Origin of the sequence: Sulfitobacter sp. 1A13353 (assembly GCF_043557255.1) — a bacterium.
Taxonomy (GTDB): domain Bacteria; phylum Pseudomonadota; class Alphaproteobacteria; order Rhodobacterales; family Rhodobacteraceae; genus Sulfitobacter; species Sulfitobacter faviae.
The window spans coordinates 18,381-38,662 of sequence record NZ_JBIFFS010000006.1 but is presented as its reverse complement, the minus strand read 5'-3'; the positions used below and the strand labels follow the sequence as shown (position 1 = coordinate 38,662).

Below are 20,282 nucleotides of genomic sequence, written 5' to 3'. Positions count from 1 at the left end.
GCAGTATGACAGCCCTGAACGACCCTTCACAAGCCAAAGGAACCGCCCCATGTCGCAGATCGGACCCCAGCCCGGCCAACCGGCCCCGGATTTCACCCTTCCCGTGACCGGCGGTGGCGAGATCACGCTCTCTGCCTTGCGCGGCGCGCCGGTTGTTCTGTTCTTCTACCCGCGCGACGACACGCCCGGCTGTACCAAGGAATCGATCGGCTTTTCCGAGCGTTTGCCTGACTTCGCCGAGGCAGGCGTGCAGGTCTTTGGCATTTCGCGCGACAGTATGGACAAACACGACAAATTCGCCGCCAAACACGCGCTGACGGTGCCGCTTTTGTCAGACACCGATGGCGCGGTGACCGAAGCCTATGAGGTTTGGGTCGAAAAGAACATGTACGGCAAGAAATCCATGGGTATCGAACGCGCGACCTATCTGATCGACGCCGAAGGGCAGATTGCGCAGGTCTGGCGCAAGGTGAAGGTGCCCGGCCATGTGGATGCCGTGCTCGACGCGGTGCGCGGCGCATGATGCCGCTGGCGGAAATGGCCGAGGCGGTGCTGCGCACGGCGGATGGGCGCGAGAAGACCGCGCTGTCGCGGAAATATGCGGCCCAGTGGCTCTCGGCCCGGGAGGCCGGTGAACGCCCTGAGGTGGGCCGCGCCGACCCGCCGCTGCACCCTGCCCGGCCCGCAAAGCCCGAGTTGCTCTCGCCCCGCGACGTCCCGCGCCGCCGTCCCGGCACGCCCGAAGGCCGCGCGGCGCTGCTCCATGCCGTGGCGCATATCGAGTTGAACGCGGTCGATCTGCATTGGGATGTGATCGCGCGTTTCTCTCATGTGCCGCTGCCCTTGGGCTTTTATGACGATTGGGTCAAAGCAGCGGATGACGAATCCAAACATTTCAACCTGATGTGCGATTGTCTTGAGGAAATGGGCAGCCATTACGGTGCCATGCCCGCCCATGCCGGCATGTGGCGCGCCGCCGAAGACACGGTGGACGATCTGATGGGCCGCCTCGCCGTGGTGCCGATGGTGCTGGAGGCCCGCGGCCTTGATGTGACCCCCGGGATGATCGAGATTTTCCGCAAAGCGAAGGCCGACAGCGCCGTGGCCGCGCTTGAGACGATCTATGCCGAAGAGGTCGCCCATGTGGCCTATGGCAGCAAGTGGTTTCACTTCCTCTGTGGCCGCCATGACGACGACCCAAAGGACCGTTTTCATGCCCTCGTGCGCAAGTATTTCCACGGCGATCTCAAGCCGCCCTTCAACGAGGAAAAGCGCGCCGAGGCGGGAATCCCGCCCGATTTCTACTGGCCTCTGACGGCGGATGGCGGGCCAAGCTGATCCGGTCTGAAAACAGCAAGTGCTTGGTATCGGCGGTTTTTTGCCAATGAAAAAGCGCTTTTTTGGACGAATGGGGGAATGCCGCGCAGGCGCGGGTCAATAGGGTTGCCCCATTCGCGGGCACTGGCTATTGACGTTGGGCGCGAAGGGGCCGAGGCCCCCGCACCGACGGGACGGGACAAAGGACGAAAACGTGCGCACACGGATTGCCATCAAGACGCATGCTCTGCTTGAGCATTACTTTCCCGAACGCCGCGTCTTTTTGAAATCCGACAGCGACACACGTTTCATCCGCCTGCGGCCCGGCACCCAGATCCTCGGGCTGGCGGGATCGGCCTTTCTGGTCTCTTGGGCCATCATTGCCACCGCCATCATCTTGATGGACAGCATTGGCTCCGGCAATTTTCGCGAACAGGCCAAACGCGACCAGCGCACCTATCAGGCCCGGCTGAACGAGCTTTCCGCACAGCGCGATCTGCGCGCCGAAGAGGCGCTTGCCGCGCAAGATCGCTTCAACGCCGCGCTGACGCAGATTTCCGTCATGCAGTCCGAACTGCTGGCCTCCGAGACCCGCCGCCGTGAGTTGGAGACCGGGATCGAGGTGATCCAATCCACCCTGCGCGACACGATGAAAGACCGCCAGAAGGCCCGGCTGAAACTGGCCGAACTGGAAGGCAGCCTTGAGAATGGCGAAGCGGGCAGCCTGCGCGCCGATGCCGATCAGGCGCCGGTCGATTTCCTTGCCCAAGCCCTTGCCCGGACCGCGGCGGAGCGCGACAAGGTCGTGGTCGACGCGCAGGATGCGCTGTTGCAAGCCGATGAGATGGCCCAAGAAATCGCCCTGATGCGCGATCAGAACGACGCGATCTTCCGCCAGCTTGAAGAAGCGATGAGCGTTTCCGTCGCCCCGCTTGACAAGATGTTCCGCAGCGCGGGCATGCCGACCGACCGTATCCTCGCCACCGTGCGCCGGGGCTATTCGGGCCAAGGCGGGCCGATGACGCCGCTGTCCTTCACCACCCGCGGCGAAGAGCTGAGCCCCGACACACTGCGCGCCAACCGTCTGCTGAGCCAGATGGACCGGCTGAACCTTTACCGGATCGCCGCCGAAAAGGCGCCTTTCGCAAACCCGGTCAAAAACGCTTTCCGCTTCACCAGCCAGTTCGGCTATCGCCGCGATCCCAAGACCGGCGGCCGCCGGATGCACAAGGGCGTCGACTTTGCCGCCGGGATGGGCACGCCGCTTTATGCAACCGCCGATGGCGTGGTGATTCACGCAGGCTGGTCCTCGGGCTATGGCCGTCTGGTCAAGATCCAGCATGAGTTCGGCATTGAGACCCGTTATGCCCACATGTCCAAGCTGCGCGTGAAAGTTGGTCAAAGAGTCTCGCGCGGGCAACATATCGGTGATATGGGTGCCTCAGGACGGGTCACCGGAGTTCATCTGCACTATGAAGTCCGCGTAGGTGGCAAAGCTGTCAATCCCATGATCTATATCAAGGCTGCAAACGATGTTTTCTAAAAGCAAAATCAACGATCCCGCCCCTCAGGATGCAGATGTGTCCAAACCGGCACCCTCCGGTGCATCCTCGGCCCCCGCGCCCTCTAAGCAGAGCGAATTCAAGGCCAGCGCGCCCAAGGCAAAGCCGCCCGCATCCGTTCTGTCTTCGGATCTGCATGTGACCGGCAACATGAAAACGACGGGCGACGTTCAGGTTGAAGGCACAGTCGAGGGCGACATTCGCGCCCATCTGCTGACCATCGGTGAGACGGCGACGATCAAGGGCGAAGTGGTTGCCGATGACGTGGTGATCAATGGCCGTATCGTGGGCCGCGTGCGCGGCCTCAAGGTGCGTCTGACATCGACCGCGCGGGTCGAGGGCGACATCATCCACAAGACCATCGCGATCGAATCTGGTGCGCATTTCGAAGGTTCCGTGCAGCGTCAGGATGACCCGCTGAACCCCGGCGCGAAATCCGCACCCGCGCAGAAGCCGAACCCGGCGTCCTAAGCTTCGGCAGGCTGAACATTCGCAGGCGTCGCAGATAATGCGGCGCCTGTTTGCTTTTGGGGGCCGGTCTATGCTGCGCCCTGCCCGCTTCGCCAATATCAATAGCTCGGAATATGCGCCGCGCTGCGCTGATGGCAGACCACTGGCGATAACGCTCATTTCATCACGGCCTGAGCTGGCCGATGCGTGGGGAGAGCAAGCCCACCCCACACGATGCTCGTCTGGACGTTACTCGGTCACCGTGACCGTTTTCATCACGTCCGGCGTGCCCACGACGGCGCCGTTCGGGCCGGTGCCGCGCTTGATGGCATCGACCACGTCCTGCCCTTCGGTAACCTTGCCGACAACGGTGTACTGACCGTTGAGGAAGGGTGCTTCGTCAAACATGATGAAGAACTGGCTGTTGGCACTGTCGGGGCTCTGGCTACGGGCCATGCCGACGACGCCTTTCTCATAGGCGATGTCCGAGAATTCGGCCTTGAGGTCGGGCTTCTCGGACCCGCCCATGCCGGCGCGTGCGGTGTCGCCATCGGCGCGGCCGAACTGCACGTCGCCGGTCTGGGCCATGAAGCCGTCGATCACGCGGTGAAAGACCACCCCGTCATAGGCGCCTTCCTCGGCCAGTTCGGTGATCTGCGCCACATGGTTGGGCGCCACATCTTCGAGCAGGTCGATCTTAACGATGCCATTGGCCTCGCCCGCGACCTCAATCTCGAGCCCGGTGGCCATGGCCGCCGAGCCGAGAAGCGCGAGAACTGCGCTGGAGGTGGCGATCTTACGCATCTGCGGCCACCTTGACGGAGATCATGCGGTCAGGGTTCGCAGGCGGCTCGCCCCGGGTGATCGCATCGACATGCTCCATGCCGGAAATGACCTGCCCGTAAACGGTGTATTGACCGTTGAGGAAGTCATTGTCCTTGAAGTTGATGAAGAACTGGCTGTTGGCGCTGTCGGGGTTGGCCGAACGGGCCGCACCGATGGTGCCACGCGCATGGGGAACCTTGGAGAATTCCGCCGGCAAGTTCGGCAGGTCGGAGCCGCCGGTGCCCGCTGCGCGCAGGTTGAAGTTATCTTCCATGTTGCCGTTGGCCACGTCGCCGGTCTGGGCCATAAACCCTTCGATCACGCGGTGGAAGGCGACATTGTCGTATTTCCCGGCGCGGGCCAGTTCCTTCATCCGCTCCACATGTTTGGGCGCAAGGTCGGGCATCAGTTCGATGGTGACGGTGCCGCCTTTCAGTTCCATCAGGATGGTGTTCTCGGGGTCTTTGATCTCGGCCATGGGGCAATCCTTTGATTTGTCTTTGCCAGATACCTAAGGAGCTTGGCCGCGATTGCCAAGCCGCGCATTGACCTGAGGCCAGATAACAGCAAAACACAGCGCAAGAGATTGGATTGGGAGAAGACCGATGGGCTGGAAATCACTGGACGATATGGAACTGGACGGCAAGCGCGTGCTCTTGCGTGTCGACATCAACGTGCCGGTCGAAGAGGGCCGCGTCACCGATGCCACGCGGATCGAGCGGATCGTCCCCACGGTGAACGACATCCTGTCGCGCGGCGGCAAGGTGACGCTGCTGGCGCATTTCGGACGCCCCAAGGGCAAGGTCGTCGAGGAAATGAGTCTGCGCCAAGTCCTCCCCGCGTTGGAAAAGGCACTTGGCCGCGACGTGGCATTCCTGCCATCGCTGGACGCCGCAGGCGACGCGCAGGCCGATCTGCAACTCATGGAAAACATCCGCTTCTACCCCGGTGAGGAGGCCAATGACGAAGATTTCGCCCGCCAACTGGCCGCGCTCGGCGATATCTATTGCAATGATGCCTTCTCTGCCGCGCACCGCGCCCATGCCTCGACCGAGGCGCTGGCGCGGCTGCTGCCTGCCTGCGCGGGGCGCTTGATGCAGGCGGAGCTCTCGGCGCTGGAGGCGGCACTTGCCAAGCCCGAACGCCCGGTGGGCGCTGTCGTGGGCGGGGCCAAAGTCTCGACCAAGATCGCGCTTTTGGAAAACCTCGTGAACCGGCTCGACGTTTTGGTCATCGGCGGCGGCATGGCGAACACCTTCCTCGCCGCACTCGGGGCCGATCTGGGCAAATCGTTGGAAGAGCCGGACTATTACGACACGGCCAAGGACATCATGGCGCAGGCCGAAAAGGCGGGTTGCCGGGTCATCCTGCCGGTCGACGGTCTGGTCTCGCGGGAGTTCGCCAAGGGTGCGGCCCATGAGGTCGCCCCGCTTGGGCCTGATGCAAAACTCGCGACAGATCAGATGGTGCTCGACGCCGGCCCCGAGACTGTCGCATTGGTTGAGACGGCCTTTGCCGAGCTGCGCACCCTGATCTGGAACGGCCCCATGGGAGCCTTTGAAATCCCGCCCTTCGACACCGCCACCGTCGCCGCGGCCCAAGCCGCAGCCGCCAAGACCCGCGACGGCACGCTGATCTCCGTCGCCGGGGGCGGTGACACGGTCGCGGCGCTGAACCAAGCGGGCGTGGCGGATGATTTCACCTATATCTCCACCGCCGGGGGCGCCTTCCTTGAATGGATGGAGGGCAAGACCCTGCCCGGCGTCGCCGCTTTGGGCGGCTAAGTCGCGCAAAAACGCGATTTACCGCTAAAAACAACGGGTTTCCCGCAATTGTGGGATTCCCATGACGAATCGCCTGTGGCATACTGGTGTCACGTCCGCCAAGAGACGCAGAGGCAGAACCATGACACGCAACACCCGTCCGGCTTTCGGCACATTGCTGTTCTTCGCAATCGCTTTCGCGCTGAGCCTGTATTTCACCTTCGCCGCCGTGCAGGGGGATTTCGGCCTGTTCCGCCGGACCGAGATCGTGGCCGAGAACCAAAAGCTGAGCGACCGTCTGGCCGAGGTCCGCGCCGAGGTGGCCCGGATGGAGAACCTGACCCGCCGCCTGTCGGACGACTATCTCGACCTTGATCTTTTGGACGAACGCGCGCGCAAGGTGCTGGGCATGGTCCGCACCGATGAGATCGTCATTCGCTGACCTTTCTCGGCCAATCGCCCTACTGTCCCCTATCCCGCGCCTGCGGCCTTGCAATCACACCAAATCTCTGGCCTCCTTCGCCTTGTCAGCCGTGGTGCGCGCATCACGTCACAAAGTCTCTCGCAATCCATTCTGGAATGCGTTAGGGAATAGTTTAACGCTAAACTACTTTTGGCACCTGACCAAAGCCGACGGAGGAGACGTCCATGGCCGCGAGGAAATCGAGCAAGAAACCCAATGTCTCGGCGGAGGAGCTGACCAGCTACTACCGCGACATGCTGCTGATCCGGCGGTTTGAAGAGAAAGCCGGACAACTTTACGGCATGGGGCTGATCGGGGGGTTCTGTCACCTCTATATCGGACAAGAAGCGGTCGTTGTCGGCCTTGAGGCCGCTGCCGAGGAAGGCGACAAGCGCATCACCTCCTACCGCGACCACGGCCATATGCTGGCCTGCGGCATGGACCCTAACGGCGTCATGGCAGAGCTTACGGGCCGCGAGGGCGGTTATTCCAAAGGCAAGGGCGGCTCGATGCACATGTTCTCGAAAGAGAAGCATTTCTATGGCGGTCACGGCATTGTGGCGGCACAGGTGCCGCTTGGCGCGGGCCTTGCCTTTGCCGATCAATACAAGGGCAATGGGCGCGTCACCTTCACCTATTTCGGCGATGGTGCGGCGAACCAGGGCCAGGTCTATGAGACCTTCAATATGGCCGCTCTGTGGAAACTGCCGGTGATCTTTGTCATCGAGAACAACCAATACGCCATGGGCACCTCGCAGCAGCGCTCGACCTCCTCGGCGGAAATCTGGGAACGTGGCCGCGCCTTCGGCATCCCCGGTGAGGCGGTCGATGGCATGGACGTGCTGGCGGTGAAGGAAGCCGGTCAGAAGGCCGTGGAACACGCCCGCAAGGACGGCCCCTATATTCTGGAGATCAAGACCTACCGCTACCGCGGCCACTCCATGTCTGACCCCGCGAAATACCGCACCCGCGAGGAAGTGCAGAAGATGCGCGACGAACGCGACCCGATCGAGGCCGTGCGCAGCCTGCTCTTGGAGGGCAACCACGCGAGCGAGGAAGATCTCAAGGCCATCGACAAGGAGATCAAGCAGATCGTGAACGAAAGCGCCGATTTCGCCAAGGAAAGCCCGGAGCCCGACCTCGACGAGCTCTGGACCGACATCTACGCAACCGAAGTTCCGCAGGAGGCCTGAAGCAATGGCAACCGAAATTCTCATGCCCGCCCTCAGCCCTACCATGGAAGAAGGCACGCTGGCGAAATGGCTGGTCAAGGAAGGCGACGAAGTCTCCTCCGGTGACATCCTCGCCGAGATCGAGACCGACAAGGCCACGATGGAATTCGAGGCCGTGGACGAAGGCACCATCGGCAAGATCCTCGTCGAGGAAGGCACCGAAGGCGTGAAGGTGAACAGCCCCATCGCCGTGCTGCTCGAAGAAGGCGAAAGCGCTGACGACATCGACACCGCGAAATCCGCCCCCGCCGAGGATAAGGGCGAAGAGGCTAAGCCCGCGCAGGTTAAATCCTTGGACGATGACCGCGAAGCGCCTGCCGAGGGCAAGAAGCAGCCCGAGCCCGACACCAGCCCCGACTGGCCCGAGGGCACCGAGATGAAGCAGCAGACCGTGCGCGAGGCGCTACGCGACGCCATGGCCGAGGAAATGCGCCGCGACGAGAACGTCTTCCTCATGGGCGAGGAAGTCGCCGAGTACCAAGGCGCCTATAAGATCTCCCAAGGTCTGCTGGACGAATTCGGCGCCAAGCGCGTGATCGACACGCCGATCACCGAACATGGCTTTGCCGGCATCGGCGTCGGCGCGGCCTTCGGCGGTCTGCGCCCGATCGTCGAATTCATGACCTTCAACTTCGCCATGCAGGCGATGGACCAGATCATCAACTCCGCGGCCAAAACACTCTACATGTCCGGCGGCCAGATGGGCGCGCCCATGGTCTTCCGCGGCCCCAACGGTGCGGCTGCCCGCGTCGGCGCCCAGCACAGCCAGGACTACGCCGCATGGTTCATGCAGATCCCCGGCCTCAAGGTCGCGATGCCCTATTCGGCAAGCGACTACAAAGGCTTGATGAAGTCCGCGATCCGTGACCCGAACCCGGTGATCTTCCTTGAGAACGAGATCCTCTACGGCCGCAGCTTCGACGTGCCGGACATTGAGGACTATACCGTCCCCTTCGGCAAGGCCCGCATCTGGCGCGAAGGCGCGGATGTCACCATCGTCAGCTTCGGCATTGGCATGACCTATGCGCTGGAAGCGGCGGAGAAACTGGCCGAGGACGGTATCGAGGCCGAGGTCATCGACCTGCGCACCCTGCGCCCGATGGACACCGAAACGGTGCTTAAATCCGTGATGAAAACCAACCGCTGCGTAACGGTCGAAGAAGGCTGGCCGCAGGGCTCGGTGGGTGGCTACATCAGCGGCGTGATCATGCAGGAGGCGTTTGACTACCTCGACGCCCCGGTCATCACCTGCACCGGCAAGGACGTGCCCATGCCCTATGCCGCCAACCTCGAAAAACACGCGCTGGTCACCACCGACGAGGTGATTGAGGCCGTGCGCAAAGTCACCTACCGGTAAGGAGCGGATCATGCCCACAGAAATTCTCATGCCCGCCCTTTCGCCCACGATGGAGGAAGGCACGCTCGCCAAGTGGCTGGTCAAGGAAGGGGACGAGGTCGCCTCGGGCGACATCCTCGCCGAGATCGAAACCGACAAGGCCACGATGGAGTTCGAAGCCGTCGACGAAGGCACCATCGGCAAAATCCTGATCGAAGAAGGCAGCGACGGCGTGAAGGTAAACACGCCCATCGCCGTGCTGCTGGAAGAAGGTGAAAGCGCCGACGCCATCGACAGCGCCGCCCCGGCCAAAGAAGAGAAACCTCAGGCCGAGGAAGCGCCCAAAGCAGCCGAGGCCGAGACGCCCGAAGCGGGCTATGGCCGCGGTGCGACGCACGCGAATGACGCGCCGACCAACAGCGACGCCAAAGCCCCCGCCGCGCCCAAGGACGGCAAGGGCGGGCGCATCTTCGCCTCCCCCCTCGCCCGCCGGATCGCTGCGGACAAGGGGCTGGACCTCACCCAAATCGAAGGCAGCGGCCCGCGTGGTCGGATCGTCAAAGCCGATGTGGAAAGCGCCCAGCCGACGGCTGCCAACACCGACAGCCCCGCCGCCGCCAAGGACGCCGCGCCGGTGACACAGCCTGCCCCCGCTGGCCCCTCCTCAGACGCCGTGCGCAAGATGTACAAGGACCGCGAGGTCGAAGAGGTCAAGCTCGACGGCATGCGCAAGACCATCGCCGCGCGGCTCACCGAGGCCAAGCAGACGGTCCCGCATTTCTACCTGCGCCGCGACATTCAAATCGACGCGCTGCTGTCCTTCCGCAGCGACCTGAACAAGCAGCTCGAAGCCCGCGGCGTGAAGCTCTCGGTTAACGATTTCATTATCAAAGCCTGCGCGCTGGCGCTGCAATCGGTGCCGGATGCCAATGCAGTCTGGGCCGGGGATCGCATCCTGAAGCTCAAGCCTTCGGATGTGGCCGTGGCCGTGGCCATCGAAGGCGGGCTCTTCACACCGGTCCTACAGGACGCCGACACCAAGTCGCTCTCGACCCTCTCGGCGCAGATGAAAGACCTCGCCACCCGCGCTCGCGACCGCAAGCTCGCTCCGCATGAGTATCAGGGCGGCAGCTTCGCCATCTCCAACCTCGGCATGTTCGGGATCGACAACTTCGACGCGGTCATCAACCCGCCGCATGGCGCAATTCTCGCCGTGGGGGCTGGTGTCAAAAAGCCCATCATCGGCAAGGACGGTGAGATCACGGCGGCAACGGTAATGTCCGTGACCCTCTCGGTCGATCACCGCGTGATCGACGGGGCGCTCGGGGCCCAACTGTTGAATGCGATTGTCGAGAACCTTGAAAATCCGATGATCATGCTGGCCTAAGGGCGGCACCACCCAAACGAAGAAAGCCGGGGCATGCCCCGGCTTTTTTATTGCGATACTGGCATCTGCCGTTATTCGGCGTCTGGCCCGAAAAGATGGTTCATCGACATCGACGGCTGATCACAGCCCGCCTCCCCAACGATCCGCGCCGGTATCCCGGCAACGGTCTTGCAGGCGGGCACAGGCTCCAGCACCACCGACCCCGCCGCGATGCGGCTGCAATGGCCGATAGAGATATTGCCCAGAACCTTCGCGCCTGCGCCAATCAACACGCCATTGCCGATCTTGGGGTGACGGTCCTCTTCCTCTTTGCCGGTGCCGCCAAGGGTCACCGAATGCAGCATCGAGACGTTGTCGCCCACCACCGCCGTCTCACCGATGACGATGGAATGCGCGTGGTCGATCATGATGCCCTTGCCCATCTTGGCCGCCGGATGGATATCCACGCCAAAAATCTCGCTCACCCGCATCTGGATGAAATAGGCCAGATCGCGCTTGCCCTTGGCATAGAGGTAATGGCCCACGCGGTAGGCCTGCACCGCCTGATAGCCTTTGAAATACAGAATCGGCTGCAACAGTCGGTGGCAGGCCGGGTCGCGGTCATAGATGGCCACGAGATCGGCACGCGCCGCGGCGACGAGATCGGGGTCTTCGGCATAGGCTTCTTCGACCATCTCGCGCACGACCATCATCGACATCTCGTTCGACGAAAGCTTGGCCGCGATGCGGTAGGAAAGCGCATTCTCGATCGATTTATGGTGCAGGATACAGGCATGCACAAAGCCGCCGATCAACGGCTCATCACGCACCGCATCCTCGGCCTCTTGCTGAATCTGGTCCCAAACCGGGTCCACTTTCGAGATATTTCTGCGTGTCTGCGCCATGGCACGGGCTCCTTCACTCTGCCGTAAGGGTAGCTCATGCAATAGCGTAGGACCATTTGTAAATCCGCACATGCTCAAAATCGTGATAACCCGCGGGTCTATCCGGGGATGGTCAAAACTGTGGCCGGCCCCGCGCCATATGTGGCCGAGATCTGCGCCACCCTCACGTCAAACGCCCCGCTGACGCCATCGGCCGCCCGTGCCGCGGTGCTGTAGGTCCACCGCGGCGTATCGAGCAGCACCTCCCGCCGCTGCTCGTTGCCTTCGTAAACGCGTAAGAGATAGCGTTCACTTTCCTCGCCAAGCGGCACCTCCGGCCCCTCCCAAGCGTCGCCGTCGATCCGCGTTCGGCGAATCCAGCTAAGGGTGATATCGCCACTGGCCCCAGCCTCGGCCCGCAGATGACAGGGGCTGTAGGGCCGCAGACCATTCCCGTCAAAGGCATGAACCTGATGCAGGTAAGAGGAGTCATCCACCGGTCGCCGCGCAGGCCCGATGCGGTAATGCTGCGCCACGCGGCGCAGATGCGGGCTCAGCTCCAGCTGCTGTGGCGTCCCGTTCATCAGCACAAAGCGCGACCCGGCGGGCCAAACCTCGGGCATCAACCCATCGCTGCCCGCCTGCCCGCGCAAACGACCGGTCAGCCAATAGGTCATGGGGGCGACAAGCTGCGCTTCCTCAAACTGGAACAACTCCCAACGATCCGCGCTCCCATCCCCAATGGCGGCAAGGTTCGCCCCATTTAAAAGCGCCTCTCTGCTAACAGACTGAAGGCTGCCACTGGTTAATTTGACCTCCAGCACCGGCCCCGCGTCGATCAATCCCGACCGTGCTGCGTGCAGCGGCGTTTGGGTAACGCCCATGATCGACCGGTTCGCCACGATGGCGTTCAGCGCATAGTCCGAATCCACGGCAGAGCGGTAGACCGCGACGGACCCCGGCCAAGGGGTCGCCGTCACCGCCAGATGCGGCGCATGGGGCACCTCATCCCCACGCAAAAGCGGCAGGTCCATGAACTGCGGCAGAACCGGCAGCGGCGGGACGAAGGGGCGCAGCGCTGCAAGCTCTTCATCAAGCGGTGCGGGATCATAGACTTCGGGCTCAATCCGAACGGCGTCGATCAGCAGGGAACCGGCCTGTTCCACCCGGTCGATGCGGTAGCGCCCCGGCCCCTCCGCCCCATCGCCCGGCAGTTCGATCACATCCCCCGCCCCGACAGCCATCCGCGACGGCGGCAATGCCAGCCGCAGCGTCTCACGCGCGACACGCGCTTCGGTCAGCCAGCGTTCGGCCACCTGCCGCCCCTCGCCCCGGGTCAAGGCCATGTTCAACTCGGTCCCGGTGACCGCATGGGTCGCCTCATCCGCCAGAACCGCCTCTTCGGCAATCGCGTCGAAATCCCCATCGGCCTGAATGAACCGCAGCCGCACACGGCCCGAGACTTCGGCCTCCGCCTCACGCAACTGCTCGGTCAACCCGCTCAGGTCGGGGTGAACCGCCAAGTGATCGGGGTCGAGGGGCAACGCATCTGCCCCGTCACGCATCCGAAACTGCAAGACCCCATCGCGTTCGATCGCGTCAAAACCATACCGCAGCATCAGCGGTTGCAGCGCGGCCCGCGCCTCGCCAACCTCGGCAACCGTATAGCCGCGCACATAGCCGAACAGCGCGGAGGTATCGAAATGCACCACACCCGCGCGGCGGCAAATCTCGCCCACGACCGAGGCCAGCGACCGCGCCGAGGCGCGCCCGTTCAGCCAGTGGCCCCGGCTGTAATTCTCTCCATCGCTCCAGAGATCGACATTATTGGGGAAGAAGGGAAAAGGCCGCGTGTCCCATGCCCAGACAAAAGCGCGCGTCATATCAAGCATCGGCGCGCCATATTCCTCCGAGATCGGATTATGCGCCGGATCGCGCCAGTAGTCCGAGATCGCGCGCAGATATTGCATCTGCATCAGATCGTCCCGTGCGCCGGTGGAATAATGCGGCAAGGCGCTTTCCGAGCTTTTCAGATCGAGGAACTTGTTGGGCTGGTTCGCCCCTTTGTCGATGGCCGCGCAGCCGTATTCCGTGAACCAGATCGGTTTCGACATCGGCTGCCATTCCGTTGGAGCCGCCTGCCGCTGCCCGCCGATACGGGGGTGGTGCGGGCTCTCCCACCATTGGCGCAGGTCTTTGTAGCGGTACACCCACGGCTCATCATGCGCGCCATCGCTGATCGGCGTGCGGATCTGCGCGTCGCGGGCGTCGGGCGAATGGTAGTACCAGTCATAGCCCTCGCCGCCCTCAATGTTGGATTTCAAATAGCCAACATCATAGATCGCGGGCCAGTCCTCGCCGTCCAGATGCCCCTCCTCATCGCGCCAATCGGACAGCGGCATGTAGTTGTCGATCCCGATGAAATCAATCTGCGGGTCGGCCCATAGCGGATCAAGGTGAAAGAAGACATCGCCGCTGCCATCCTGCGGGTGATAGCCGAAATACTCAGAGCAATCAGCGGCATAGCTGATCTTGACCTCCGGCCCCAACAAGGCGCGCACCTCTCCGGCCATGGCCCGCAGCCCGGCCACCGCGGGAAAGCTGTTGCCCGCTGCGCGTATCTGCGTCAGCCCCCGCATTTCGGAGGAGATGCAGAACGCCTCGACCCCGCCTGCCGCTGCGCAAAGCGCGGCATAGTGCAAGATGAAGCGCGACAGGGTCCATTCCTCGGGGCCGTTGTAGATGACCGAGCCTTCGCCCACCGCGAAATCCGCAGCCGTGACGGTTCCGAAAAACGCCGCCACCTCGGCTTCTGCCGCCGCCGTACCGTCCGGGCTGCCCGGCCGCCCCGGGGACACCGAAAGCGTGATCCGCCCGCGCCACGGCAAGCGGGGCTGGTCCTCGGAATCGCTATAGGGGTCCGGCAGCCCGTTGCCTTCGATCTGATCCATCAAAATGAACGGGTAGAACATCACCGCCTTGCCCGCTGCCTTCAGCGCGTGAATGGCCTCAATCACCGCAGCATCGGCTGGCGTGCCGCCGTAGATCGGGCGCGCCTCTTGCTGGGTGATCACCTCCGCCGTGCCACGCGTCACGCCAGACACCCGCCAAGGCATATTCTCCCCATCGATATCCGGGTCTTCGACCTTGGGCCGCAGGCGACAGTCGCCGCAGCGCAAATCGCCGCCAAACCACGACACGACGAGAGAGGCCGCTTCCAACCGTGGCAATTCCTCGGTCAGGCTTTCCAAGGAAACCGCAAAATCGGTCTTGGCGGCGGGCGAGTTCACATTGGCGCTCCACCGGCTGCCGGGGCCATCGGTGTAATGGACCGGGGTCGTCGCCAGCGCGTATTCTCCCGTGCCGGGGATCAGGGCGACCCCCTGAACACCATAGGCGGGCGCATGCTCCCACCCCGGCGCTTGCGGCTGCTCGGGGCGCAGCGCCTCGAAAGAGAACTGCGGCACCCGGTTCCCAAATTGCGCAAGCGAAAGGTCTTCCAGCACCACATAGGCCGTGCCGCGATAGGCGGGCACCCGGTCCGCGCCCTCGATCGCGGCGATGGTCGGGTCGGGCTGCTGGTCCGCCGCGCCCCGGTAAACGCGCATGTTCAGATCGTCCGGGGCAATCTCCTCCCCATCCGCCCAGATACGCCCGAGGCTGGTGATCTCCCCTTCGCAAAGCGCGATGGCAAGGCTGACGGTATAGCTGTACTCGGTGGTCTTTGGCGTCGGCGGGCCGCCCTTGCCGCCGCCGCTGACCTCGGTGACTTCTTGGAACTGCGAGGCCCAGATTACATGCCCCGCCAGTCGCATCCGCCCGTAAAGCTGCGGGATCGCGGCCCCCTCGCCCGAGCCTGTCAGGCGAAAGCGATCCACCTTACCGGTCTCGACCGCCTCCCCGCCTTGGCCCAGCAAACGTTGATCCAGCAATCGCCCAAGGCTCGCCCCCACCGCGCGGCCCACCGCGACCGAAGACAGCCCCGCCAGCGTGCCTCCGATAGAGCCGCCAACTGCCGCCCCCGCTGCCGAAAGAACAATCGTCGCCATCAGGAGACCTCCTCAGGAAATACAAAACGCGCTACGATGCGCCGTTCCCATGGCGGGCTGAGCGGGCTTTCCACCACTCCATGCCGCGCATAGGCGTGGATGAAACTGGCGCTGGCCCCGACGCGCGCCTGCAGCCCGAGGTGCTTTGCCACCGCACCCTGCCGCATTCGGAAAAGCAGCACGTCACCGGGGGCCGCATCACCGCTGTCTTTCATCGCCATATGACGCAGCCCCGCCGCCCAGAGCCGCTCCTCCCCCTGCGGCTCGGACCAATCCATCGAATAGGCCGGCACCGCCTCAGGCTCCGCGCCCAGCAACTCCCGCCAAAGCCCCCGGATCAGCCCCAGACAATCGCAGCCCGCCCCCTTAGTCGCAGCCTGATGCACATAGGGCGTGCCGATCCATCCGCGCGCGGCCTGCACCAAACGCTCTCCCGTAGCACTCATCGGCGTGACCCGCCGCCGTTCGCACCGTCCGACCGGGGCACCGCCATCATCCAATCCTCCCCCGGCAAATCGGGAAAGCCGCGATAGTTCAGCAGGTTGTTGAACTTCAGCCGACAGGTCTCCATCCGCTTGTCGCAACCTGCGGTAAGCCGGACACGGGTGCCCGCCGCCACCGCCCCGCGGATCGACTGCCAAAGCTCGATCACGCGCTGCCCGTCCTCAGGGTAGTCACGTTTGACCATGCCCCAGAGCCCCGCCGCTGGCCCCTCCAGCACATCGAGCCGCCCCCGGGCAAACCAACCTTCCTCGTAGCCCGGGAACGCGGTCCAACGGAAATACTGCGCCTCCGCAATCGCCTCGACCACACGCGTCTCAGCATAGCCGGGCGCGGTGAGATCGAACCGGCACTTGCCATCTCCCAACACCGCCGAACAGGGCTTTTGATAGACCCGCCCCATGGGCCGGTTGAGCGGTTCCGTCAGCCCGCGCAACTCGGCGCGAAAGCTGCCCCCCGCGCGGTGCAACTCACCGATTGAGCCGCGAAATTGCAGCCGCCGCTGCGCGGGCTCCGCCCAGTTCACCAGCCACGCCTGCACCTCGGCGCCGTCAAAGCGCCCCTGTTCGATTTCATCCTCGCGGATCGCATCATCGCTGAGCGCGCCAAGCGCTTCCGTGTTATCAACCGACAACCCGCTGGTCTGGGCCAGCGCCCGCGCGCTCAGCCCGGTATCGGCGCGAAAAGTGACCCCGTCGAACATCAGCGGCATGTCGTGGTCGGTAAAGGCAAATACCACCCCATCCGCGCGCGTCACCTGCCAGCAATGGCAGAGCGTCGTCACCCCCTGCGCGATATGGGCTGCAAAGCCCCTGTCCAGCCCCGCCATCAGACCCGCACCTCGACCACCGGCACGTCGGGCACCTGTCCGGCCTGAAAACTCTCGACCGAGACCAGAATGCGGTCAGTGTCAAAGCGCACCGGCACGTCGAACTCGAAGCCCGCAAAAACCTCGATCTCAGGGTCGGGCGGATGGGCAAAGGTGATGATCCCGCTCTCTGCGTCGACCTCATATTCGACACCCTCGCGCAGCTCATCCTGCTCCAGCCCCACGCGCACGGTCCCGGCCACCGGTTTGGTGATCGGACGGCGATAGAACTGCGCCCCCGAGCGGTAGGTCTTGGTCAGTTGAAAAGCCGCCTGAACCCCATCCCCATAGCCGATGCTCTGGTCGTCGAAAGCCACCGGAAGCGCCATTTTGCCCGACTTATAATCGGCCCAATCCTTCCAGCGAAACCCGTGCATCTGTCCCATGCGTGCCTCGAAAAAGGCAATCAGCACCTGTAGATCGTCGATCGAGCGCATCCCCAGCCCGGCATCATAGACCCGCCGCGAATGGGCCCAGGGCGTGTTACGCTCCTCATGACCGTTGGCCAAGGTGACCACATCTGTCTGCCGTTGCGGCCCCCCGACCGAGCCAAAGCTCAGCGACGGGGGAAATCTGACCTCGTGAAACTGCATGATCTGCTCCTTTATCCGCCGCGCGGCCTATCGGTTGCGGTTGCCGGTGCTGAGGGCACGGCTCAACTGTGCGGCGATCTGGCTTTGGCTGCGCTGAAACCCCTGTACATCGGGGGTAGTGATGTTCATCACGATGGTCGTCGCGCCGCCGCCGTTGCCGCGCACGCCCAGCTTGCCATCCGCCCCCCGCGCCAAGGGCATGATCGCCTCCGGCCCGACTTCACCCATCAGCCCCGTGCCGCCGCGCATGGGAAAGGCGGTCGCCGAGGTGACCACCCCACCCTGCGCGAAGGGCATGACCTTACCTTGCGAGAAAGGCGGGCCATCGGCGAAGGGCAATATCCCCTCCACAATGCTGCCCACGCCCTCGCTGATCAGCCCGCCGAAATGGTCCGTCACCGGGCGCATCGCGGCATTGTAAGTCGTGCGGATCATCGACTGCGCCAAGTCGCTTAGCGCGTCCGAGAGTTTGGCCCCGTCAAAGACCACCCCATCAAAGGCCCGCCTCAATCCACGGCTGAGCCCTTTCTCAAGGGTCGCCACGTCTTTGCCCGCCGCGGCGAGCGCGCCGCGCATTCGCCGCAGCTCACCGTCGAACCCGGCCACCAAATCGCTGGTCTGCGCCAGCGTCTCATTCAGCCCCTCGGCCCGGCTCTCAAGGTTCTCGAAATCGTCAAAGTCAGCCATCACCGGCCCCTTTCGTCTCATCTGGATAGGCCGCCATCAGCGCGGCGAGACCGTCGCTCAGCAGCGGCGTGGGGCCAGACTTCGGCCCCAGCATCAACTGCAACTCCGCCGGCGTCAGCGCCCAGAATTGATCCGGCGGCAGCCCCAATCGCGACAGCCCCACCCGCAGCAACGCGGGCCAGTCAAGGCCGCTTGCCGCGCTCACGCCTGCACCGTAAAGGCCCGCGCCAACAATTCCGCCGCCGCCCGTGCCGCCGTCATCGGCCCACCCTCGATCTGCGCGTGCTCAAGCGTGGCGGCATCCATCTCCGCCCCGCCCCCGCGCAGCCCAGCCAGCAACAGGGCCACGACATCGCGGCTGGAAAAACGATTGTTTTCAAACCGCTCGACCAGAGCCACGAGGCTGTCGGCCTGCAACGCCGCCTCCAACTCCGCCAATGCCCCGAGGGTCAGCCGCGCCTCATGACGTTCGCCATCAATCACGAGGCTCACCTCGCCGCGCCATGGGTTCGTCATGCTCACACCACCACATCGGGGGTAAAGATCAGCTCCCCCGCCGATTGCAGGCTAAGCTCAAAGGTGGCCTCCCCATTCAGCGACCCCGCGTATTCCAAAGCGGAGACCTGAAACGGCCCCTGCACCACGCCGAAATCCGGAATGATCACCTGAAAGTCCGGCGTCAGCCCGTTGAAAAACAACTGCCGCGCCCGTTCATCCGTGCCCGCATCGCGAAACACCCCCGACCCGCTGATCGCGGCCGAGCGGACACCGGCCCCCGCCAGCAACTCCCGCCAACCGCCGCTTGAATCGAGCGAGGTCACATCCACCGTTTCGGCGTTGAAACTCACCCGTTTGGCCCTGAGCCCGGCGATCGTCTCGAATTGTCCGTCGCTGGTCATATCCACTTTGACCAAAAGGTCCTTGCCCGCTTGAACTGCCATCACTGTCTCCTCGCACCAATCTGAAATCTAAAGTCTTATGCGTCCGCGACCCGGGCGCGGAATTGCAGGTCGATCCGCCGGGCAGAGGCCCCGTCGATCCGCCGCGCCGTCGCTTTGAGAAAGGCCATATCCACCACGCGCCCCCGGCTGAGCGCCGGCTCCGCCCGATGCAGCAGGTCTGAGATCACCGCCGCGCAGCCCTTCGCCGTGCTGAACCCCGGCGCGCTGGTGACCACCGACAGGGTCAGGCGATGCTCCGCCCCCGCGCCCTGCGGGTCCGACAGGTCCTTCGCCACCTCTTGGCCCAAGAGCACATAGGTCTCTGGCAGGCTCCCCCCCGGCACGGCGTCAAAGACCGCGTCACCAATCAGCACGGTGAGGCCCGGATCGCTCTGCAACAGGTCATAAACCGCCGCCTGCAATGCCCCTGAAAGCGCATAGGTCATACCGCCACCTCCTCATCGGCAAAGCAGGTCAGATAGCGCCCGCCCGCATCGCTCTCGGCCACGGCCCGGATCACGAAGACCCGCGTGCCCTCGCGAAACCGCTGCTCGGGGGTTGGTCGCTGCGGGGCACCTTCCGGCGCCGCACGCACTGTGATCTTGACCCCCATCCGGCTGACGGCCACCCCGCCCTGCGCAGTCTCCCGCCCCGTCCGCGCGCGCACCTCGGCCCAGAGGGTGCCCAAAGGCTGCCAGACCTCGCGATGCCCCCCCGCGCCATCGCTCACCCGCTGCGGCGCTTCCAATACAAGGGGCCGGTTCAACTGCGGGCGGCTCATGCCGTCCCCCCAAAGCCGAGGCGCACTCGGCGGTAGCGTTCGATCAGGCTGCTGACGCCAAAGGGCATGCACCCTTCGCCGAGCGCCGTGTCGTCGCGGTATTCATAGTAATGCGCCGCCAGCAGCATCACCGCTTGGGCCAAGTCATCTGGCAACCCGCCCCAATCAGCGGCCATGCCCGCGTCAAAACTAATCAGCGCGGCCCCGGCGCTTGGGATGCGCGGCAGGGCGGCGGTGCTGGCCCGAAGACGCGGCGCTTGCGCATCGCGCTCCAGCCAATAGCGCTCGGGGTCCACCGCCGTCTCCACCCCATCCCGCGCCACCAGCGCCAGCCGCGCGATCTCTTGCACCGGCGCCACGGGCAAGACCTGCGCCGCCGCATCGCGCCAAAAGGTCAGCGACAGGGCAAAGCGCCGAATGATCAACACCTTGCCCGTCCGGGCCTCCACCGCCGCCATCGCCGCGCGCAGGAAACTGCGCAACACCGGATCTTGAAGGCCGTCCTGCGCAAAGCCGGTGCCAAGGCGCAGATGCATTCTGAAGGCCTCAACCGGCAAGACCGCATCCGGCACATTTGTCTCTTCGATCAACATCATCGAACGTCTCCAAAAATCGCTCCCGCGCCCCTTGGGGCCATGCGGTTATTCCCGGACGCGCACCGGTT

Annotated in this window: 23 protein-coding genes; 9 read left to right on the top strand and 14 right to left on the bottom strand. The window is 63.9% G+C overall.

The genetic code is table 11. The features are described 5' to 3' along the window. Positions 1 to 49: 49 nt before the first annotated feature. The 4 genes from ACGYLO_RS14780 (at position 50) to ACGYLO_RS14765 (ending at position 3,350) form a co-directional block, all read left to right on the top strand. Positions 50 to 523: a peroxiredoxin gene (locus ACGYLO_RS14780; protein WP_271689905.1), complete on the top strand. Its 474-nt coding sequence runs from the start codon at positions 50 to 52 to the stop codon at positions 521 to 523. After that, entirely contained in the window at positions 520 to 1,338 is an 819-nt protein-coding gene (locus tag ACGYLO_RS14775; protein ID WP_271689904.1) for a ferritin-like domain-containing protein, read from the top strand. The genes ACGYLO_RS14780 and ACGYLO_RS14775 overlap by 4 nt, the downstream gene beginning before the upstream one ends. A 193-nt stretch (positions 1,339 to 1,531) precedes the next feature. Beyond that, positions 1,532 to 2,860 (top strand): M23 family metallopeptidase, encoded by a 1,329-nt coding sequence (locus ACGYLO_RS14770; protein ID WP_271689903.1) that lies wholly within the window; start codon positions 1,532 to 1,534, stop codon positions 2,858 to 2,860. Beyond that, a complete protein-coding gene (locus ACGYLO_RS14765) occupies positions 2,850 to 3,350 on the top strand; it encodes a polymer-forming cytoskeletal protein (protein ID WP_209217613.1) in 501 nt (166 codons plus the stop codon). The genes ACGYLO_RS14770 and ACGYLO_RS14765 overlap by 11 nt, the downstream gene beginning before the upstream one ends. Before the next feature lie 228 nt (positions 3,351 to 3,578). Here ACGYLO_RS14765 and ACGYLO_RS14760 read toward each other — a convergent pair whose 3' ends face one another. Together ACGYLO_RS14760 and ACGYLO_RS14755 are read right to left on the bottom strand one after the other, a co-directional pair. Continuing rightward, entirely contained in the window at positions 3,579 to 4,133 is a 555-nt protein-coding gene (locus ACGYLO_RS14760; protein ID WP_271689901.1) for a peptidylprolyl isomerase, read from the bottom strand. Then, positions 4,126 to 4,632: a peptidylprolyl isomerase gene (locus tag ACGYLO_RS14755; protein WP_174858656.1), complete on the bottom strand. Its 507-nt coding sequence runs from the start codon at positions 4,630 to 4,632 to the stop codon at positions 4,126 to 4,128. The genes ACGYLO_RS14760 and ACGYLO_RS14755 overlap by 8 nt, the downstream gene beginning before the upstream one ends. A gap of 127 nt (positions 4,633 to 4,759) precedes the next feature. Here ACGYLO_RS14755 and ACGYLO_RS14750 point away from each other — a divergent pair, with 127 nt between their 5' ends. From ACGYLO_RS14750 to ACGYLO_RS14730, 5 genes are all read left to right on the top strand, one after another. Continuing rightward, the gene (locus tag ACGYLO_RS14750) at positions 4,760 to 5,938 is read left to right on the top strand and encodes a phosphoglycerate kinase (protein ID WP_271689900.1); all 1,179 of its coding nucleotides are present in this window, start codon (positions 4,760 to 4,762) and stop codon (positions 5,936 to 5,938) included. Positions 5,939 to 6,059: 121 nt separating this feature from the next. Beyond that, the gene (locus ACGYLO_RS14745) at positions 6,060 to 6,359 is read left to right on the top strand and encodes a septum formation initiator family protein (RefSeq protein WP_067265383.1); all 300 of its coding nucleotides are present in this window, start codon (positions 6,060 to 6,062) and stop codon (positions 6,357 to 6,359) included. 206 nt (positions 6,360 to 6,565) lie between these two features. Continuing rightward, positions 6,566 to 7,573: a pyruvate dehydrogenase (acetyl-transferring) E1 component subunit alpha gene (pdhA, locus tag ACGYLO_RS14740; protein WP_271689898.1), complete on the top strand. Its 1,008-nt coding sequence runs from the start codon at positions 6,566 to 6,568 to the stop codon at positions 7,571 to 7,573. Positions 7,574 to 7,577: 4 nt separating this feature from the next. Beyond that, the gene (locus ACGYLO_RS14735) at positions 7,578 to 8,969 is read left to right on the top strand and encodes a pyruvate dehydrogenase complex E1 component subunit beta (protein WP_271689897.1); all 1,392 of its coding nucleotides are present in this window, start codon (positions 7,578 to 7,580) and stop codon (positions 8,967 to 8,969) included. Positions 8,970 to 8,979: 10 nt separating this feature from the next. Beyond that, positions 8,980 to 10,335, top strand: coding sequence for a pyruvate dehydrogenase complex dihydrolipoamide acetyltransferase (locus tag ACGYLO_RS14730; RefSeq protein WP_271689896.1), 1,356 nt, complete (start codon positions 8,980 to 8,982; stop codon positions 10,333 to 10,335). Positions 10,336 to 10,406: 71 nt separating this feature from the next. Here ACGYLO_RS14730 and cysE read toward each other — a convergent pair whose 3' ends face one another. The 12 genes from cysE to ACGYLO_RS14670 form a co-directional block, all read right to left on the bottom strand. Further along, the gene (gene cysE / locus ACGYLO_RS14725; RefSeq protein ID WP_209217607.1) at positions 10,407 to 11,219 is read right to left on the bottom strand and encodes a serine O-acetyltransferase; all 813 of its coding nucleotides are present in this window, start codon (positions 11,217 to 11,219) and stop codon (positions 10,407 to 10,409) included. Positions 11,220 to 11,317: 98 nt separating this feature from the next. Further along, positions 11,318 to 15,247: a glycoside hydrolase/phage tail family protein gene (locus tag ACGYLO_RS14720; protein WP_271689895.1), complete on the bottom strand. Its 3,930-nt coding sequence runs from the start codon at positions 15,245 to 15,247 to the stop codon at positions 11,318 to 11,320. Beyond that, positions 15,247 to 15,693, bottom strand: a complete 447-nt coding sequence (locus tag ACGYLO_RS14715; protein ID WP_271689894.1) for an NlpC/P60 family protein — start codon at positions 15,691 to 15,693, stop codon at positions 15,247 to 15,249. Before ACGYLO_RS14715 ends, ACGYLO_RS14720 begins: the two co-directional genes overlap by 1 nt. Beyond that, on the bottom strand, positions 15,690 to 16,577 hold the full coding sequence (locus ACGYLO_RS14710) for a DUF2163 domain-containing protein (RefSeq protein WP_271689893.1): 888 nt from the start codon (positions 16,575 to 16,577) through the stop codon (positions 15,690 to 15,692). Before ACGYLO_RS14710 ends, ACGYLO_RS14715 begins: the two co-directional genes overlap by 4 nt. Then, positions 16,577 to 17,209 carry a DUF2460 domain-containing protein gene (locus tag ACGYLO_RS14705; RefSeq protein WP_271689892.1) on the bottom strand — a complete coding sequence of 211 codons (633 nt, stop codon included), beginning with the start codon at positions 17,207 to 17,209 and terminating at the stop codon, positions 16,577 to 16,579. Before ACGYLO_RS14705 ends, ACGYLO_RS14710 begins: the two co-directional genes overlap by 1 nt. Positions 17,210 to 17,236: 27 nt before the next feature. Further along, a complete protein-coding gene (locus ACGYLO_RS14700; protein WP_271689889.1) occupies positions 17,237 to 17,896 on the bottom strand; it encodes a phage tail tape measure protein in 660 nt (219 codons plus the stop codon). Beyond that, positions 17,889 to 18,101: a rcc01693 family protein gene (locus tag ACGYLO_RS14695; RefSeq protein WP_168612778.1), complete on the bottom strand. Its 213-nt coding sequence runs from the start codon at positions 18,099 to 18,101 to the stop codon at positions 17,889 to 17,891. The genes ACGYLO_RS14700 and ACGYLO_RS14695 overlap by 8 nt, the downstream gene beginning before the upstream one ends. Next, positions 18,098 to 18,412, bottom strand: coding sequence for a gene transfer agent family protein (locus ACGYLO_RS14690; RefSeq protein ID WP_271689888.1), 315 nt, complete (start codon positions 18,410 to 18,412; stop codon positions 18,098 to 18,100). The genes ACGYLO_RS14695 and ACGYLO_RS14690 overlap by 4 nt, the downstream gene beginning before the upstream one ends. Positions 18,413 to 18,414: 2 nt before the next feature. Beyond that, the gene (locus ACGYLO_RS14685; RefSeq protein ID WP_067263135.1) at positions 18,415 to 18,837 is read right to left on the bottom strand and encodes a phage major tail protein, TP901-1 family; all 423 of its coding nucleotides are present in this window, start codon (positions 18,835 to 18,837) and stop codon (positions 18,415 to 18,417) included. Between the two features lie 35 nt (positions 18,838 to 18,872). Beyond that, complete coding sequence (locus ACGYLO_RS14680; protein WP_271689887.1) at positions 18,873 to 19,283, bottom strand: DUF3168 domain-containing protein; 411 nt, start codon at positions 19,281 to 19,283, stop codon at positions 18,873 to 18,875. Next, positions 19,280 to 19,618 (bottom strand): head-tail adaptor protein, encoded by a 339-nt coding sequence (locus tag ACGYLO_RS14675; protein WP_271689886.1) that lies wholly within the window; start codon positions 19,616 to 19,618, stop codon positions 19,280 to 19,282. Before ACGYLO_RS14675 ends, ACGYLO_RS14680 begins: the two co-directional genes overlap by 4 nt. Continuing rightward, positions 19,615 to 20,214 carry a head-tail connector protein gene (locus tag ACGYLO_RS14670; protein ID WP_168612783.1) on the bottom strand — a complete coding sequence of 200 codons (600 nt, stop codon included), beginning with the start codon at positions 20,212 to 20,214 and terminating at the stop codon, positions 19,615 to 19,617. The genes ACGYLO_RS14675 and ACGYLO_RS14670 overlap by 4 nt, the downstream gene beginning before the upstream one ends. Positions 20,215 to 20,282 lie beyond the last annotated feature (68 nt).

Coding starts and splice junctions, on each gene's coding strand:
- ACGYLO_RS14780 (WP_271689905.1), top strand. CDS start 50: ATGTCGCAGATCGGACCCCAGCCCGGCCAACCGGCCCCGGATTTCACC.
- ACGYLO_RS14775 (WP_271689904.1), top strand. CDS start 520: ATGATGCCGCTGGCGGAAATGGCCGAGGCGGTGCTGCGCACGGCGGAT.
- ACGYLO_RS14765 (WP_209217613.1), top strand. CDS start 2,850: ATGTTTTCTAAAAGCAAAATCAACGATCCCGCCCCTCAGGATGCAGAT.
- ACGYLO_RS14760 (WP_271689901.1), bottom strand. CDS start 4,133: ATGCGTAAGATCGCCACCTCCAGCGCAGTTCTCGCGCTTCTCGGCTCG.
- ACGYLO_RS14755 (WP_174858656.1), bottom strand. CDS start 4,632: ATGGCCGAGATCAAAGACCCCGAGAACACCATCCTGATGGAACTGAAA.
- ACGYLO_RS14750 (WP_271689900.1), top strand. CDS start 4,760: ATGGGCTGGAAATCACTGGACGATATGGAACTGGACGGCAAGCGCGTG.
- ACGYLO_RS14745 (WP_067265383.1), top strand. CDS start 6,060: ATGACACGCAACACCCGTCCGGCTTTCGGCACATTGCTGTTCTTCGCA.
- pdhA (WP_271689898.1), top strand. CDS start 6,566: ATGGCCGCGAGGAAATCGAGCAAGAAACCCAATGTCTCGGCGGAGGAG.
- ACGYLO_RS14735 (WP_271689897.1), top strand. CDS start 7,578: ATGGCAACCGAAATTCTCATGCCCGCCCTCAGCCCTACCATGGAAGAA.
- ACGYLO_RS14730 (WP_271689896.1), top strand. CDS start 8,980: ATGCCCACAGAAATTCTCATGCCCGCCCTTTCGCCCACGATGGAGGAA.
- cysE (WP_209217607.1), bottom strand. CDS start 11,219: ATGGCGCAGACACGCAGAAATATCTCGAAAGTGGACCCGGTTTGGGAC.
- ACGYLO_RS14720 (WP_271689895.1), bottom strand. CDS start 15,247: ATGGCGACGATTGTTCTTTCGGCAGCGGGGGCGGCAGTTGGCGGCTCT.
- ACGYLO_RS14715 (WP_271689894.1), bottom strand. CDS start 15,693: ATGAGTGCTACGGGAGAGCGTTTGGTGCAGGCCGCGCGCGGATGGATC.
- ACGYLO_RS14710 (WP_271689893.1), bottom strand. CDS start 16,577: ATGGCGGGGCTGGACAGGGGCTTTGCAGCCCATATCGCGCAGGGGGTG.
- ACGYLO_RS14705 (WP_271689892.1), bottom strand. CDS start 17,209: ATGCAGTTTCACGAGGTCAGATTTCCCCCGTCGCTGAGCTTTGGCTCG.
- ACGYLO_RS14700 (WP_271689889.1), bottom strand. CDS start 17,896: ATGGCTGACTTTGACGATTTCGAGAACCTTGAGAGCCGGGCCGAGGGG.
- ACGYLO_RS14690 (WP_271689888.1), bottom strand. CDS start 18,412: ATGACGAACCCATGGCGCGGCGAGGTGAGCCTCGTGATTGATGGCGAA.
- ACGYLO_RS14685 (WP_067263135.1), bottom strand. CDS start 18,837: ATGGCAGTTCAAGCGGGCAAGGACCTTTTGGTCAAAGTGGATATGACC.
- ACGYLO_RS14680 (WP_271689887.1), bottom strand. CDS start 19,283: ATGACCTATGCGCTTTCAGGGGCATTGCAGGCGGCGGTTTATGACCTG.
- ACGYLO_RS14675 (WP_271689886.1), bottom strand. CDS start 19,618: ATGAGCCGCCCGCAGTTGAACCGGCCCCTTGTATTGGAAGCGCCGCAG.
- ACGYLO_RS14670 (WP_168612783.1), bottom strand. CDS start 20,214: ATGATGTTGATCGAAGAGACAAATGTGCCGGATGCGGTCTTGCCGGTT.